This is a genomic window from Komagataeibacter sucrofermentans DSM 15973 (assembly GCF_040581405.1).
Lineage (GTDB): Bacteria > Pseudomonadota > Alphaproteobacteria > Acetobacterales > Acetobacteraceae > Komagataeibacter > Komagataeibacter sucrofermentans.
The window spans coordinates 1,900,001-1,914,710 of the sequence record NZ_CP137157.1; the positions used below are offsets into that span (position 1 = coordinate 1,900,001).

At 62.5% G+C, this 14,710-nt stretch carries 15 protein-coding genes (1 of these 15 only partly in view); 12 read left to right on the forward strand and 3 right to left on the reverse strand.

The window, feature by feature from the left end:
- The 4 genes from R5N89_RS09100 to spt all read left to right on the forward strand — a co-directional run.
- On the forward strand, window positions 1–969 hold the 3' portion of the coding sequence (locus R5N89_RS09100) for a CDP-glycerol glycerophosphotransferase family protein (protein ID WP_110569056.1). 165 nt of this gene lie to the left of the window's left edge; only the last 969 of its 1,134 coding nucleotides appear in the window; its start codon lies beyond the left edge, outside the window; its stop codon occupies window positions 967–969.
- 53 nt (window positions 970–1,022) lie between these two features.
- Window positions 1,023–2,765, forward strand: a complete 1,743-nt coding sequence (locus R5N89_RS09105; protein WP_354680676.1) for a fatty acyl-AMP ligase — start codon at window positions 1,023–1,025, stop codon at window positions 2,763–2,765.
- A gap of 199 nt (window positions 2,766–2,964) precedes the next feature.
- On the forward strand, window positions 2,965–3,216 hold the full coding sequence (locus R5N89_RS09110; RefSeq protein ID WP_007400085.1) for an acyl carrier protein: 252 nt from the start codon (window positions 2,965–2,967) through the stop codon (window positions 3,214–3,216).
- Window positions 3,217–3,222: 6 nt separating this feature from the next.
- On the forward strand, window positions 3,223–4,425 hold the full coding sequence (spt, locus tag R5N89_RS09115; RefSeq protein ID WP_110569058.1) for a serine palmitoyltransferase: 1,203 nt from the start codon (window positions 3,223–3,225) through the stop codon (window positions 4,423–4,425).
- On the opposite strand, the gene R5N89_RS09120 is transcribed toward spt, so the two are convergent.
- Together R5N89_RS09120 and R5N89_RS09125 are read right to left on the reverse strand one after the other, a co-directional pair.
- The gene (locus tag R5N89_RS09120) at window positions 4,409–5,371 is read right to left on the reverse strand and encodes a hypothetical protein (RefSeq protein ID WP_167400869.1); all 963 of its coding nucleotides are present in this window, start codon (window positions 5,369–5,371) and stop codon (window positions 4,409–4,411) included. The two genes, spt and R5N89_RS09120, sit on opposite strands and share 17 nt — an antisense overlap.
- A gap of 12 nt (window positions 5,372–5,383) precedes the next feature.
- Complete coding sequence (locus R5N89_RS09125) at window positions 5,384–6,316, reverse strand: acylglycerol kinase family protein (RefSeq protein ID WP_244192168.1); 933 nt, start codon at window positions 6,314–6,316, stop codon at window positions 5,384–5,386.
- A 126-nt stretch (window positions 6,317–6,442) separates the two neighbouring features.
- Here R5N89_RS09125 and R5N89_RS09130 point away from each other — a divergent pair, with 126 nt between their 5' ends.
- The 8 genes from R5N89_RS09130 (at window position 6,443) to R5N89_RS09165 (ending at window position 13,608) form a co-directional block, all read left to right on the forward strand.
- On the forward strand, window positions 6,443–7,393 hold the full coding sequence (locus R5N89_RS09130; protein ID WP_244192169.1) for a metallophosphoesterase: 951 nt from the start codon (window positions 6,443–6,445) through the stop codon (window positions 7,391–7,393).
- Window positions 7,394–7,437: 44 nt separating this feature from the next.
- Complete coding sequence (locus R5N89_RS09135) at window positions 7,438–8,670, forward strand: LptF/LptG family permease (RefSeq protein WP_373320388.1); 1,233 nt, start codon at window positions 7,438–7,440, stop codon at window positions 8,668–8,670.
- Window positions 8,667–9,773: an LptF/LptG family permease gene (locus tag R5N89_RS09140; RefSeq protein WP_110569060.1), complete on the forward strand. Its 1,107-nt coding sequence runs from the start codon at window positions 8,667–8,669 to the stop codon at window positions 9,771–9,773. Before R5N89_RS09135 ends, R5N89_RS09140 begins: the two co-directional genes overlap by 4 nt.
- A complete protein-coding gene (locus R5N89_RS09145; protein WP_110569061.1) occupies window positions 9,770–10,552 on the forward strand; it encodes a sterol desaturase family protein in 783 nt (260 codons plus the stop codon). The genes R5N89_RS09140 and R5N89_RS09145 overlap by 4 nt, the downstream gene beginning before the upstream one ends.
- A gap of 8 nt (window positions 10,553–10,560) precedes the next feature.
- Window positions 10,561–11,334: a nucleotidyltransferase family protein gene (locus tag R5N89_RS09150; RefSeq protein WP_110569161.1), complete on the forward strand. Its 774-nt coding sequence runs from the start codon at window positions 10,561–10,563 to the stop codon at window positions 11,332–11,334.
- Between the two features lie 18 nt (window positions 11,335–11,352).
- Window positions 11,353–11,853 carry an MmcB family DNA repair protein gene (locus tag R5N89_RS09155; protein ID WP_110569062.1) on the forward strand — a complete coding sequence of 167 codons (501 nt, stop codon included), beginning with the start codon at window positions 11,353–11,355 and terminating at the stop codon, window positions 11,851–11,853.
- Between the two features lie 24 nt (window positions 11,854–11,877).
- Window positions 11,878–12,666, forward strand: a complete 789-nt coding sequence (locus R5N89_RS09160; RefSeq protein ID WP_110569063.1) for an inositol monophosphatase family protein — start codon at window positions 11,878–11,880, stop codon at window positions 12,664–12,666.
- A gap of 126 nt (window positions 12,667–12,792) precedes the next feature.
- The gene (locus R5N89_RS09165; RefSeq protein WP_208624680.1) at window positions 12,793–13,608 is read left to right on the forward strand and encodes a lipid-binding SYLF domain-containing protein; all 816 of its coding nucleotides are present in this window, start codon (window positions 12,793–12,795) and stop codon (window positions 13,606–13,608) included.
- Between the two features lie 69 nt (window positions 13,609–13,677).
- Here R5N89_RS09165 and mltG read toward each other — a convergent pair whose 3' ends face one another.
- A complete protein-coding gene (mltG, locus tag R5N89_RS09170) occupies window positions 13,678–14,685 on the reverse strand; it encodes an endolytic transglycosylase MltG (protein ID WP_110569065.1) in 1,008 nt (335 codons plus the stop codon).
- Window positions 14,686–14,710 lie beyond the last annotated feature (25 nt).

A 14,710-nucleotide genomic window follows, 5' to 3' on the forward strand; every position in this document is an offset into this window, starting at 1 on the left:
GAGTCTTCCGTCACCTTTGATACGCTGGCCATGCCTCAATGGATCCGCGATCATATAAAGCAGCACGGACCGACCCCCCTGAGCAAACTGGCCGTGCTTTTTCTGAACAGAAATTATTTCAACAAGTTTCAGGCCATCGTGATTCCGGAGCGTACATCGCTCTACTTACGCAAGATGGGGGTGCACAATCCCCGCCTCATCTGGACCCGGCATGGCGCCGGAGACCGGGCCATCGGCTTTACCAATGATGTACGGAAATTCGACTATATCCTGATGGCTGGCCGTAAGGTTGAAGAGCGGCTGCTCCACGCGGGCACGCTACGCAAAGATCACTATGCGACTGGAATCTATGCTAAATTTGACATGGTGCGTCGGCTCCATGTTCAGGCACGTCCGCTTTTTGATAATGGGCGCCCCACAGTTCTCTATAATCCGCATTTCAGTCGCAGCCTTTCTTCATGGCCGCGGTTTGGCATGAAATTGCTGGAATATTTCGCGCAACAGGAAAAATACAATCTCATCTTTGCGCCGCATTACCGGCTTTTCGATACAAATCGTGAGAAAAGCATGGAAATTCTCACGCCTTTTACCCAATCCCCCCATATGATCATTGACCTTGGCAGCGACAAAAGCGTGGACATGACCTATACCATGGCGGCTGACCTCTACCTGGGTGATGTCAGCAGTCAGGTCAGTGAATTCCTTATCAAACTGCGCCCGTGCCTATTTCTTAACGCCCACCGGACGCAATGGCGCGGAGACCCCAATTATGAAAGCTGGACCCTTGGTCCGGTCTTGGAAAACGTGGAGACAGTAGGCAATGACCTTGACAATGCTTTCCTGTCACATGCAAATTTCCTTGATCGGCAAAAAGAGTATATACGCGACACATTCGGGTTTGAGCCGCCAGCAGATACGGCGGCCAAAGGCGCGAAATCGATTATTGACTTTTTGAGGGTAATTGGTTGAACACCGCCCATTCGCCGTTTCAAGATACGTCTGTGGAAGTCAAATTACCGGAAATGATAAGCCTCCCGCCCCCCTCCGATTCTGGTCTGCCCCGTCGTTACGGCGATTTTTCGTCGTTCCCGGCTGCGCTGGACTATGCCGCCCAGGGCAAGAGCGGCTTCAACATCTATTCCGGCAAGGGCGTCCTGCTCGAAACGCTGCCTTACAGCACGTTGCGCGAACAGGCGATCGAGACCGGCAAGCGCCTGCTGTCACTGGGCCTGAAGCCTGGCGACCGGGTGGCCATCGTGGCGGAAAGCGATGGTGACTTCGCCCGTATTTTCTTTGGCTGCCAGTATGCAGGCCTGGTGCCCGCGCCCCTGCCGCTGCCCGTCGCCTTTGGCGGGCGCGAAGGGTATGTCGGCACCCTGCGCGGCATGATCGAGGGCGCTGCGGCATCGGCCGTGGTCATTGCCTCGATCATCGCATCATGGACAGACGAGATCACCACCGGGCTGGACCTGAAATTCTCCGGCACGCCTGCCGAACTGCTGCAAACGCCCATTACGGTCGAAGCCCTGCCCCCCGTCGGGCCGGATGACCTGTCCTACCTGCAGTTTTCCTCGGGCAGCACGCGTTTCCCCATGGGTATTGCCGTGACCCAGCGCTCCGGCATGGCCAATGCACATGCCATTGCGCTCAATGGGCTCAAGGTGCGCGAAACCGGCGATCGCTGCGTGTCGTGGCTGCCGCTCTATCATGACATGGGACTGGTTGGTTTTTTCTTAACGCCCATGACCTGCCAGCTCAGCGTCGACATGCTGCCCACGCGCGAGTTCGCCCGCCGCCCCCATGTGTGGCTGGACCTGATCAGCCGCAATCGCGGCACGATCTCCTACAGCCCCTCCTTTGGCTATGAACTGTGCGCACGTCGCGCCACCTCGATCGAACTTGACCTCTCATCGTGGCGCGTGGCGGGCATTGGCGGCGACATGATCCGCTATCATATCCTTGAGGATTTTGCCCAGCGCTTCGCTTCCGCCGGTTTTGACAGCGGGGCCTTTACCGCCAGCTACGGCATGGCAGAGGCCACTCTGGCCATCAGCTTCGCCCCGCTTGGCAGGGGCATCTGTACCGATACGATCGACCTGCGCGCGCTCGAGACACAGGGCAAGGCCGTACCCTCCAACGATCCGGCCCGCGCGCTGCGCACCTTCGTGCTGTGTGGTGAAGTGCTGCCGCAGCATGAGCTTGAAGTCCGTGACGCGCAGGGCCATGTGCTCGGCGACCGTGAGATCGGCACCGTCTATGTGCGCGGTCCGAGCCTGATGCAGGGCTACTTCCGCCGCCCGCAGGAAACCGCCCGCGTGGTTGATGCCGAAGGCTGGCTCAATACCGGCGACCTTGGCTACATGCTCAACGGGCAGGTTGTCATTACCGGGCGCGCCAAGGATCTGATCATCATCAATGGCCGCAACATCTGGCCGCAGGATCTGGAATGGTCGGCCGAGACCGAAATCAGCACCCTGCGCAGCCGTGACGTGGCCGTATTCTCGGTTGATGAGGACGAAGGCGAGAAGATCGTGGCCCTCGTGCAGTGCCGCGCCACCTCGCCCGAGGCGCGCGAAACGCTGAAAACCGAAACGGCCAGCCTGTTCCGTCGGCAGCACGGGGTAGATGTATCCATCATCCTGGTGCCGCCCCATACCCTGCCACAGACCTCATCGGGCAAGCTGACACGGGCGCGGGCGCGGGCCATGCTGCTCTCGGGGGCGTTCCAGCCGCTGGAAACATCGTCTTCCGTTTCCGTGGTCTGACAAGTCTGGCAACGCATCTGTATGCGTTGCCACGTCAGTTCAGGATGGAAAGCAGGACTGGCCAAAAACCTGTTTTTCGCGCATAAGGCTTTGCAATAAGGGGACCGATTGCAGTCCCCGCCCCCGCCGCATGCGCGGGGCGACCATTCATGCTGATCCGCTGCCACCGGCAGGCCGGACATGCCATAAGGATGTAGGAATGAGTGAAACGGTAGCGAGCGTCTCCGCGCTGATCGTGAAGACGCTGCTGGCGAACCCCAAGGTTCCCCGTGATATCAATGGCAGCAGCAAGATCGTTGAAGATCTGGCCTTTGATTCACTGGCCGTCATGAATTTCGTCATGGAAATCGAGGATACCCTCGATGTTTCCGTGCCGCTTGACCGGCTGGCTGATATCCGCACCATCGATGACCTGGCGGCCTGCATTGTTTCCCTCAAGCAGGCTTCCTGACACATCATGTCGATTTTCTCTAAATATGAAGGCCTGGCTTCCGCCCTCGCATCCGTAACCGCTGGCGGCGGCCGCAACCCCTTCGATGTCGTGATCGAAAAGCCCATTTCCTCAACGGTGGGGCTGATCGAAGGGCGCGAAACGCTGCTGTTCGGCACCAACAACTACCTTGGGCTGAGCCAGTCACCCGCCGCGATCAATGCCGCGGTCGAGGCGGCAAAGGCCTATGGCGTGGGCACGACCGGTTCGCGCATTGCCAATGGCACGCAGGGCCTGCACCGCCAGCTGGAGGAACGGCTTTCCGCCTTCTTCCGGCGCAAGCACTGCATGGTGTTCTCCACGGGCTACCAGGCCAACCTTGGCACCATTTCCGCCCTTGCGGGCAAGGATGACTACCTGCTGCTCGATGCCGACAGCCATGCCAGCATCTATGATGGCAGCCGCCTTGGCCACGCGCAGGTGATCCGCTTCCGCCATAATGATGCCGATGACCTGCACAAGCGCCTGCGCCGCCTTGAGGGCACGCCGGGGGCGAAGCTGGTTGTGGTTGAAGGCATCTATTCCATGATGGGCGATGTAGTGCCCATGGCGGAATTCGCCGCCGTCAAGCGCGAGACCGGGGCCTGGCTGCTGGCCGACGAGGCCCACTCCGTTGGCGTGATGGGCAAGCACGGGCGCGGCGTGGCGGAAGCCGATGGCGTGGAAGATGATGTGGACTTCGTAGTCGGCACCTTCTCCAAAAGCCTGGGCACGGTGGGGGGCTACTGTGTCTCCAACCATGACGGCCTGGATCTGATCCGCCTGTGTTCGCGGCCTTACATGTTCACGGCATCGCTGCCGCCGGAAGTCATTGCCGCGACCATGGCGGCGCTGACTGAGCTGGAAAACCACCCCGAACTGCGCATCCGCCTGATGGACAACGCCCGCAGGCTGCATGCAGGCCTTCAGGCAGCGGGGCTGCGCACCGGCCCGCAGGCCAGCCCGGTCGTATCGGTCATTCTGGATGACGTGGCGGTTGCCGTGGCGTTCTGGAACCGGCTGCTTGACCTCGGGGTTTACGTCAACCTCAGCCTGCCGCCCGCAACGCCGGACCAGCACCCGCTACTGCGCACCTCCGTCATGGCAACGCATACGCCTGCGGAAATTGACAAGGCCGTTGAGGTCTTCGCGACAGTCGCGCGCGAGATGGGGCTCAACCACGCCGCCTGAAGAACCCTGCCTGCCGTAGCTTCCATAACAGATACGGCAGGCAGATCAGCGGATGCCGCTCGGAAAACGGCCCAAGCGGCAGCTCGATGCCGGAATGCCGCTTTATCTTCCATGCGATATAGCGCGCGCCCCCTTCAAACGTGAAAGCACCCTTGAACAGGCGGCTGACATTGAGCACCCGCCCCAGGCGCCCGCGCAGCCACCAGCCTTCGTGCATGCTGCGCCGCAGTTGCTGCGTCAGCCGTGGCGCGAGTTGCGCGCCATCACGCGTGAACGGCAAGCCATCGGCCAGCCATATGTCAGGCAGCAGGGCACGATAACGCGCCTCGCGCCCCTCAAGCAGGGCAGATGGCCTGCGCCCGTTCTCCACCCGCAATTCCGCACCATAAGTATGCGCGAACAGCGCCAGCCAGAATTCATCCGCCGTGCCCTGGGCCGGGCCAAGTGCCGCCGCCCAGCGCCCGGCCTGCCCCATGGCGCGCACCAGGCAGCCCAGTATGGCGTCAGCCGCTTCCGGCCCGCGCACCCAGACCAGCCTGACCGGCTGGCAGAACCGCGCCCAGATGGTGGTGTCGAGCGTGGCCCGTCCCGTCATGCGCCGGAACTGGGCGATCGACAGAATGGCAACCTTGGCGCGGATGATGCGCCCGCCTACCGGAATCTCATGATATTCGACATTGGGTGGCAGCAGGCGATTGGCCTCACGCGCGAAGTAGCCTGAGGTCCAGTCCTCCAGCCGTTCCACGATGACATAAAAATCCAGCACGCCATCGGGGTCGGGTTCGCGCAGCACGGAGCCATAAAAGAGCACGCCCAGAGGCTGCGCCGCACCCAGCAGTTCGCATACGAATTGCGTAACAAAGGCAGGAACGGGCTGGACCAGTTCATTGGCCAGCGTATGGGCAATGCGCCCTGCCGCGGCAAGGCGGCTGGAAGGATCAGCCATGGTCAGCATTCCTCAGGCGTGAATAAAGTCGATGGGGGCCGTGGCGGACAACACGATCCGGCCAGACGCGCCGGGAGAAAAGACCTCCCCATCCAGCACGAAATCGGATTCAAGCGCCATTTCAATCCGCTCTTCGCACCCGCTGCAGTAATCAGGGTTGTGTCGCAGCCAGGCCGGGTGCCGCCCCCGCAGCAGCGCCCAGGCGGCAGCGGCCAGGCGCGGGGGCTGGCCTGCCACATGCAGGTAATTGATCACATCAGTGCGCCCACCCGCCACATTCCAGAACGGCCATATGCCATGCGGCAGGCGCTGGAGCGTGCTGGACAGGAACAGGAAGCAGTTGCCATGCCACTCCGGCTGCTCGCCCGCCCTGAGCGTAATCGGGTTGCCCTGCATCCATTCCCGGCGCGAGCGACGCGTGAACAGATGCGCGACCGAAGACAGGAACGAGACGACTACCGCCATTTCATGGGAGTAATTGTTCAGGATTGCAGGCTGGTGGGCCAGTTCGATGCCGCGCGTGAAGGCAGCAGCACCATGGAACATGCCCACGACCGCAGGCTTGCCCTCGGCCTCGGGCCATTCGACCACAAGCCCGCAGCGCCGGCGCACCTTGCCCCGCAACGTACCGGCAGCCGCAAGGCTGACAAGCCGGTCCAGCGCCTTTTGCCCGCGCAGGCCAAAGCCCACATCCCCCGCGATCAGGTTGGTATTGCCCGAAGGCAGGATGGCAAGGGCGGGGAAGCGCGCGGGTGCGTAATGGCGATGGATGGCGGTCAGCACATCGCTGACCGTGCCATCCCCCCCATCGACCACGATACAGTCCATGTCGCGCGCGGCCAGTTGCGCGATTGCGGTATCGAGAAGGGAACGGTCGGCCGGATCAATGAAATTCTCTCCCAGAAGGCTACGGGCCATCGGGGCATACGAACTCTTGTCGCCCATGTTCCGCCGGCTGCGCGGGTTATAAACAAGCGCAAAACGTCCGGTCACTGATGATTCCATCCCTGTCTGAAATTTGACTTACAGGCCATAAGCAACCATCTGCCTTCTATTGCAAGGCACGAAACGATGGAACGTATCGCTACACGGGCAGGCATAACACTGCCCGACCCGGTTACCGACCGGCCTGATGCAGGGAAAGACACCAGCTTGAACACCATCACCATAGCCCATCTTTCCGACCCGCATCTGCCAACGGAAATGTCGCCCCCGCGCCTGCGTGAGAAACTGAACAAGCGCCTGTTCAGCCATCTTTCATGGAAGCGCCGCCGCCGTTTCCTGCACCGCCCGGAAATTCTGGCCCGCGTGATGGCCGATATCGGCAGCGCCCATGTGAACATGATCGCGCTGACCGGCGACCTGACCAATATGGGCCTGCCCGGAGAATGCCGCCACGCCCTGCGCTGGCTTGAACAGATGCCCGCGCCGTGCACAGTCATACCGGGAAATCATGACACCCTTGTGCATGATAACTGGCAACGGACCGTTGGCCTGTGGCAGCCCTGGATGGGCGCGCTCCCCTTCCCGTTCGTGCGCCGGGTGGGGCCGGTTGCGCTGATCGGGGTGAGTTCGGCCGTGCCAACGCCCTGGTTCAGGGCGACGGGCCGCATGGGCGCGCGCCAGGCCGCGCGCCTGGCCGGAATCCTGCACGAAACGGGCAGGCAGGGGCTGTGCCGCATTGTCATGATTCATCATCCGCCCGTGCCTGGTCTTGCCATTGCCCGCAAGGCGCTCAAGGATCCCCGGCATTTCGCCCATTGCATTGCACGCGAAGGGGCGGAAATGGTACTTCATGGCCATATCCATACCTCCACCCTGTCGTCCCTGCCCGGCCCTGCTGGCGCCGTGCCGGTGCTGGGCATTGCATCGGCGTCGGCACTGTCGCGTGATCCGTTGCGCGCGGCAGCGTGGAATCGGATTGCCATCACGCCACGCGACGGGGGATATAGGCTGGGTGTTACAAGGCGTTTCTTTCCGGCGGGCGGCGCAGCAGGTACAACGCAGGAAACTATTTTTTGAATGAGTCCTCACCCGTATCGTTTTTCGGATATAAGCACGCCTAGATGAACCGCATGTCTTTACAGCACGGGATTCTGGCCAAGCTGCGTCCCAATACCATGGACCGCTACCTGCTGCGGCAGGTCGTGCCGCCGTTTTCCATCGCACTGGGCGTGGTCATGTCCGCCCTGCTGCTGGAGCGGCTTCTGGTGCTGTTCAACATGCTGGCTGCCAATGGCAGCTCCATGAAGACATTTTTCGGCCTGCTCAGCGACCTGATCCCCCACTACCTGGGGCTGGCGCTTCCGGCGGCCATGTGCGTAAGCGTGTTTTCCATCATCCGGCGCATGAGCGCCAACCACGAAATCGATGCCCTGACGGCCAGCGGGGTCTCGATCTTCCGCATCTGCCAGCCCTTCGTGCTGACGGGGGCGGTCTTTGGCGTGCTGGCCTTCTCGCTTTATGGCTTCATCCAGCCTTATGCGCGCTATGACTACCGCTCGGCCTTCTATTTCGCCAGCCATGCGGGCTGGACGCCGCACCTGCAGTCCAAGATGTTCGCCATATCCGATGACATCATGCTCACGGCCGAGAGCGTGGACCATGCGGGGTCGCGACTGTTCAATGTCTTCATCCGTGACAATTCGGACAAGACGCGCGTGCGCTACATTACCGCGCAGAAGGGCTACCTGTACAATCCTGCCGATGGCTCGCGCATGCGGCTTGATCTTGTCAACGGCACCATAGCGACCGACACGCACGACAAGCCCCCCACCATCACCGGCTTTACCCGCACCACCCGCCTCATTTCCGGCGAAGCCAAACTTGATGATGAAGCCTATCGCCAACGCGGCGAGACGGAACGCGAACTGACCGTGCCAGAGCTGTATTACGGCATACGCCACGGCTATCCCGGCATCAGCGCTTCCTACATGCGGGCCGAACTGCACTTCCGCCTCGCGCGCACGGCCGCCATTCCGTTCATTCCCATCCTGGCCTGCGCGCTTGCCGGCGTGCGCAAGCGCCAGAAGGGCAATCCCGGCCTGGCCATCGCCGCCATTACGCTGGTCAGCTTTGACCACACGCTGCAGATGGGCATGAGTTTCGTCGCCAACATGCACATGTCCCCGCTGCTGGTCGTCTGGCTGCCCACGGTCATCTTTGCCGCAGTGTGCGTGGGCATGCTGATCCGGCAGGCAGGGGGCCTGCGCACCCTGCTCTCGCCCGGGCCACGCCTGCCGCCACGGCAGCTCTCGGCAGATGGCCTGCCGCGGCGCATGCAGGAAAAAGAGGCATGAGGCTTCGCCTGCGCCTGGCCAGCGGCACGGTTCTGCTCGGCTATCTTTCACGCGAGCTGCTGGCCAAGGTCTTCACCACGGCCATCATCGTCGTGGCGCTGATGGAAATCCTGGCCCTGCTGGAACAGGTGACGGAAATCATGCACCGCCACCTTGGCCTGTCCGGGGTGTTGTACTACGCGGTCATGCATCTGCCGCTGCTGTTCGGCAATGCCATGCCCATCGCGGTGCTGATTGGCGCGCTGCTGACGCTGCTGCAACTGACGACATCGAACGAAATCTCGATCATGCGGGCGGCGGGCCTGTCCACGCCGGGGCTGATCAAGCTGTTCCTGCCCACCATCATCGGGCTTGGCGTGCTGTGCGGGGTGGTCAATGACCAGATCACGCCACGCTCGGAGCAACGCCTCGCCCAATGGTGGAACGCCACGACGCCCGACGCCGCGACGGTATGGCACAACTACTGGCTGCGCACGCGCGATGACCTGATCAACATCAACTACCTTTCCCGTGGCGGCGAAGCGCTTGACGGGGTCACGGTCTACCACCGCGACCGCCAGACCCAGCTGCAGAAGGTCACTACCCTGCACGACGTGCACTACACGCATGGCCACTGGTATGGCACGCCCACGCGGGTGCTGAGCGTGATCAGCCCGACCCGCATCGACCTGCTCGACACCCCCGACCAGCCCGTGCGCCTTGACTGGCCCACTACGCTCACGCCGGGCTACCTGATGCAGGTTACCGTCAGTTTCACCCAGTCCATCGGCACCATGCTGGCCGAGCAGAACGACGGCCTGCCTTCCAGCCAGTCGCCCTCGTTTTTCATAACCGAAATACTGGGACGCATCATGTTACCGGTCACGTTCGCGGTAATGCTGTTACTTGCCGTGCCGGTGGTCTATATCCCCCCCCGGGCTGGCACGCGCAGCTGGTTACCCATATGGTGCCTCGGCGCGGGCCTGCTGTTTGTCGTGTTCCAGGGGCTGCTCCGCGCGCTTGGCAATGCGGGAACATTGCCCTCGCTTATGGCGATATTCGTCGGGATCCTGATTTTCATCCTTGGCGTCATCACCGTGCTACTGAGGATCGAAGAGCGATGATTACAAATACCCTAAAAAACAGTTCCATCCGTACAGGCCGCAGCTTCGACCTGGGCAAGATGAACCTGTCCCAGCTCTGGATTGCCTACCTCACCTACCCCACCATCATCCTGTATTTCGTGCTGGCCATCGCCAGCTACGCGGTCATGGCATACGCCTACACGTCGTTCGTGCCGGTCGCCATCAGCATCGCGGCCGTGATGCTGGTCTACCCGCTGGTCTGGTATGGCATCCATCGCTTCATCCTCCATGGCCGGTTCCTCTACCGCATGAAATGGAGCGCCACCCTGTGGAAGCGCATCCACTTCGATCACCATCAGGACCCCCACCTGCTGGACGTGCTGTTCGGCTCGCCGCTCAACACCGTGCCCACCATTGCCATCGTCACCATTCCCATCGGCTACGCCATTGGCGGGCTGGCGGGCTCAGGCGCTGCCTTTGGCGCGGGGCTGACCATCACGTGCATCTATGAATTCTTTCACTGCATCCAGCACCTGAACTACAAGCCGCGCATGCGCTGGATCCAGTTGATGAAGCAGCGCCACGTGCTGCATCACTTCCATAACGAGAACGGCAATTACGGCATCACCAGCTTCGTGGCCGACCGCATCTTTCACAGCTATTACCCCGATGCCCGTGGCTGCCCGCGCAGCCCCACCGTGTTCAACCTTGGCTATGACATCGAGGAAGCCCATCGTTACCCCTGGGTGATGGAAGAGACCGGGTCCCCCCCGCGCGACCGCCCCGATGGCGCCAGCACCACCCGGAACGCGGCGTGAGCGCGGGCATGGCACTGAACGTTCTCATCCTGGCGGGCAGCAGGCCGGGGCGGCCTGACCCCATGGCGCAGGCGGCAGGCATTTCGCACAAGGCCCTGCTGCCGGTTGGCGGCAGCCCCATGATCAGCCGGGTCATCGCCGCACTCCAGTCGGTCAAGGCCATTGGCAGGATCGCCATCTGCATCGAGCGCCCCGAGGTGCTCGCGGGCATCGTGCCCGACAACGTGACCTTCATTCCCCCCGCTTCCGGGCCGAGCGCCAGCGTGATGAAAGCGCTGGACACGCTGGGCACGCCGCTGCTGGTCACCACCGCCGATCATGCCCTGCTGGAACCCGCATGGGTGCGCAGCTTCGTGCTCAAGGCGCAGGAGAGCGGGGCCGACGTGGCGGCAGGCATTGCGATGGAAAGCGACATCCTGCGCGATGTGCCGGGCACCCGGCGCACCATGATCCGTCTGGCCGATGGCGCTTTCTCGGGGTGCAACATGTTCCTGTTCCGCACGCCTGCCGCGACAGGCGTGATCCGGCTGTGGCAGCAGCTCGAGGCCGATCGCAAGAACCCGCTCAAAATGGCGCGCACGCTTGGCCTGGGCATCCTGCTGCGCTTTGTGCTGCGGCGCCTGACCCGCGCGGATGTATGCCGCCGCATCGGCCAGCTTTCACACGCGCGGGTGGCCATGATCGAACTGCCCAACGGGCGCGCCGCCGTGGATGTGGACAAGCCCGCCGACCTCGAGCTTGTCACCCACCTGCTCGCATCAAGCCCCCTGCCCGCCACCTGAGGCCCACGCCCTGACGCCATGCACCGCCCATCCGCGCCCCAGGTCCAGTCCGCCATCCGCACGGGTGTTAGCCAGATGTGCCGGTTGCATGGGTGGGCGGTCTTGCATGAATTCATCCTGCCCGATCGCAGGCGGGCCGATATCATGGCCCTGACACCGCAGGGCGACCTGCTGTGCATCGAGATCAAGTCCGGCCTGCCGGATTTTCGTGCCGACCATAAATGGCCCGATTACCTGCAATGGTGTGACCAGCTCTATTTTGCGGTCAACCAGGACTTCCCCCGCCAGATCCTGCCCGAAACAGCCGGGCTTATGATCGCCGCCACCCGGCCTGCTGCCGCGCAGGCGGCCACCTGCATGGACTGCGCCATCATCCGCCAGCCGCAGCGCAGCCCGCTTGCCGCCGCACGCAGGCGCAAACTTACGCTGCAGTTTGCCATGCAGGCCGCTGAACGGCTGGGCCGGGTGGACATGCCGCAGGTGGAACATGCGGTGAAAACGGCGTTACGTGTAGAATAGAGTGTTCCACAAGAAAGGTTACCCATGTCACAGGCCATCTTGACCCGTTTTGAAGCCGCCCGCTCCGTCGTGCGCGATGCCGCCGCCCTTGCCATGAAAATGCGCCCCGCCCCCGGCGGCCCCAAGGGCACCCAGAAAAGTGCTCAGGACTGGCTGACCGAAACCGATGGCGCGGTAGAGGCCTTCATTTCCGAGCGAATCGGCACGCTGTTTCCCGAGGACGGCTTTCAGGGCGAGGAAGAAGGCCGCACCCGCACCGGCAGCCTGCGCTGGGTGGTGGACCCGATCGATGGTACTTCCAACTACGCGCGCGGCCGCAACCGCTGGTGCATCTCGCTGGGCCTGATGGATGGCGACACCCCCGTGGCCGGCATCATCGAGGCCCCGATGCTGGGCGAGACCTATACGGCGGTAAAGGGGCATGGCGCGTTCCTTAACGGTGAGCGCATCCATGCCTCCCCCGTGACCGATCCCGCCAGTTCCCTGATCGAGATGGGCTGGAGCAACCGCGTGCCGCCCGGCGTGTTTCAGGAAAAGATCGACGCCATCCTCAACCTTGGCGCCATGCCGCGCTCGGGCGGGTCGGGCGCCATCGCCCTGGCCGAAGTCGCCTGCGGGCGGCAGGACGGCTATCTGGAAATCCGCATCAACCTGTGGGATGTGGCCGCAGCCCTCGTGCTTCTGGATGAGGCCGGGGCGAAGGTTTCGCCCTTCCTGCGTGATGGCGGGCTTGAGGATGGCATCCACATCCTTGCTGCGGCCCCCGGCATTGCCGATGCCCTGTCGCAGGCGGTGGGCGTCTCCCTTAAATAACGGCAATATAGGGCTGGATCATGCCACACAGGCTTGCCTTGAGAGCCATGATTCAGCCATGAACACAGACCACTCCAGTGCACGGACCGTTTTGGTGGATCTGCCGTGACGAATCGGAAAGGGAGCATGGGTTTGCACAAGTTTCATCTCATCAGGACGTCACTCGCCACGCTGGCCCTGATGATGCCGCTGCACGCCGCGATGGCCGCCAGCATGGAAGAAGAACAGAGCCTGGTGGACCGCGCCACGCTGACCGTGCGCGACATGTTCTCGGGCGCCACGGCAGGGAGCAAGGTTACCCGTTACCTGGCCGAATCGCGTGGCGTGATTATCTGCCCCTCGGTCTTCCGCATGTCGATCGCCTTTGGCGGCGGTGGCGGCGGCTGCGTGTTCCTTACGCGTGATGCCCATGGCTCCTGGTCCGACCCGGCCTTCTATCGCATGTCATCGGCCAATTTTGGCCTGCAGTTGGGCATGCAGGATGTGCAGGTGATGCTGTTCGTCATGACAGATCAGGGCGTGCAGTCGCTGCTCGACAGCCAGATGAAGCTGAGTGCAGATGTCGGTACCTCTTTCGCCTCATCCGGCTCCGGGCTTGAAGCGGGCACGGCGGGTGAGCACAATACCTCCATCAGGGGCGTGCAGAAATCCAAGGGCCTGTTTGCAGGTGCCGCCCTCGGTGGCTCCAAGATGCGGGTCAACAGTGCGGCCAACCGCGCCTATTACAACCAGATTGTAGGGCCGGAAGACATTGTGGTGTCCATGCGGGTGAACAATTCCGGCGCTGACCCGCTGCGCTCCGCCCTGACCGAAGTGCTGGCCACCGCCCAGAGCCGCCCGGACAAGAACGGCCAGACCACCACCACCGCCCCCCAGACCCAGCAGCCCATGGAGACTGCGCCTTCCGGCTCGGTCAGTAGCCAGAGCCTGCCTGCTCAGTAAGGGACTGCCTGAAAAGAACAGAGTGTCTGGATGCCGCCTCTTAAAAAGGCGGCATTTCTTTTGAATCTTTTACTCGCCCGTGCGCGAGCCTGCCTGTACGGCGCGCCTGCTGGCCCGAAAGGCCGCCACATGGCGGTTATGGTCATCAAGCGTGCTGGTAAAATCATGCCCGCCCAGACCATTGGCCACGAAATAAAGCTGGTCCCCCTGAGCCGGATGGGCGGCAGCATAAAGGGCCGCCATGCCGGGCGAGCAGATCGGCCCCGGCGGCAGGCCAGTAATCACATAGGTATTATAAGCCGTAGGCTGCTGCAGATCAGCGTGCGAGAGCGCATGGCCCAGCGGTCCGGCCCCCTTGTTCAGGCCATAGACCACTGTCGGGTCGGACTGGAGCCGCATGCCCTGGTGCAGGCGGTTGAGAAACACGCGCGCCACCATGGGGCGTTCGGAGGCAATGCCCGTTTCACGCTCGATCATGGAGGCCAGCACCAGCAGGTCATGCCGGTTGACAATGGCCGGATCAACCACGCGGCTTTCCCATGCCTGATCGATGGCGTGGTCCATGGCATGCTGCATGCGCGCCAGCATCTGCGCGCGCGGCATGCCCCATTCGTAATCATAGGTGAGTGGCATGACCGATCCCTCATCGGGAAAGGGAAAGCTGCCATCCATAAAGGGAGCATGTTCCAGCAGGTTGGCGATCTGGATGGCGGAGAGTCCCTCCGGCACGGTCAGCCTGTGCACGACCGGCTTGCCATGCCGCAGCACCCGCAACACCTGATGGATGGAGGCATGGGCAGGAAACACCAGTTCCGCTGCATGAAAAGCGCCATCCACCCGTGTCAGGACGGTCGCGACCTCGAACACTTTCTGCGCAAACCAGCCCTGGTCGATGATGCCTGCGGCCTGAAGGCCGGTCTGAACCTGCTCGGTGCCGCCATGGGGCACGACCTGCGTGCGCTGCCCGGCCAGCGGGCCGGGAGCATCGTACTGCCGCACGCCCAGGAACAGGATGCCAAGACCTGACAGCACCAGCACGAGAAATGCCAGCCCACATACCGCCAGAACCCTGCGCACACCCGCTCCTTCGCCCTATGCCTGA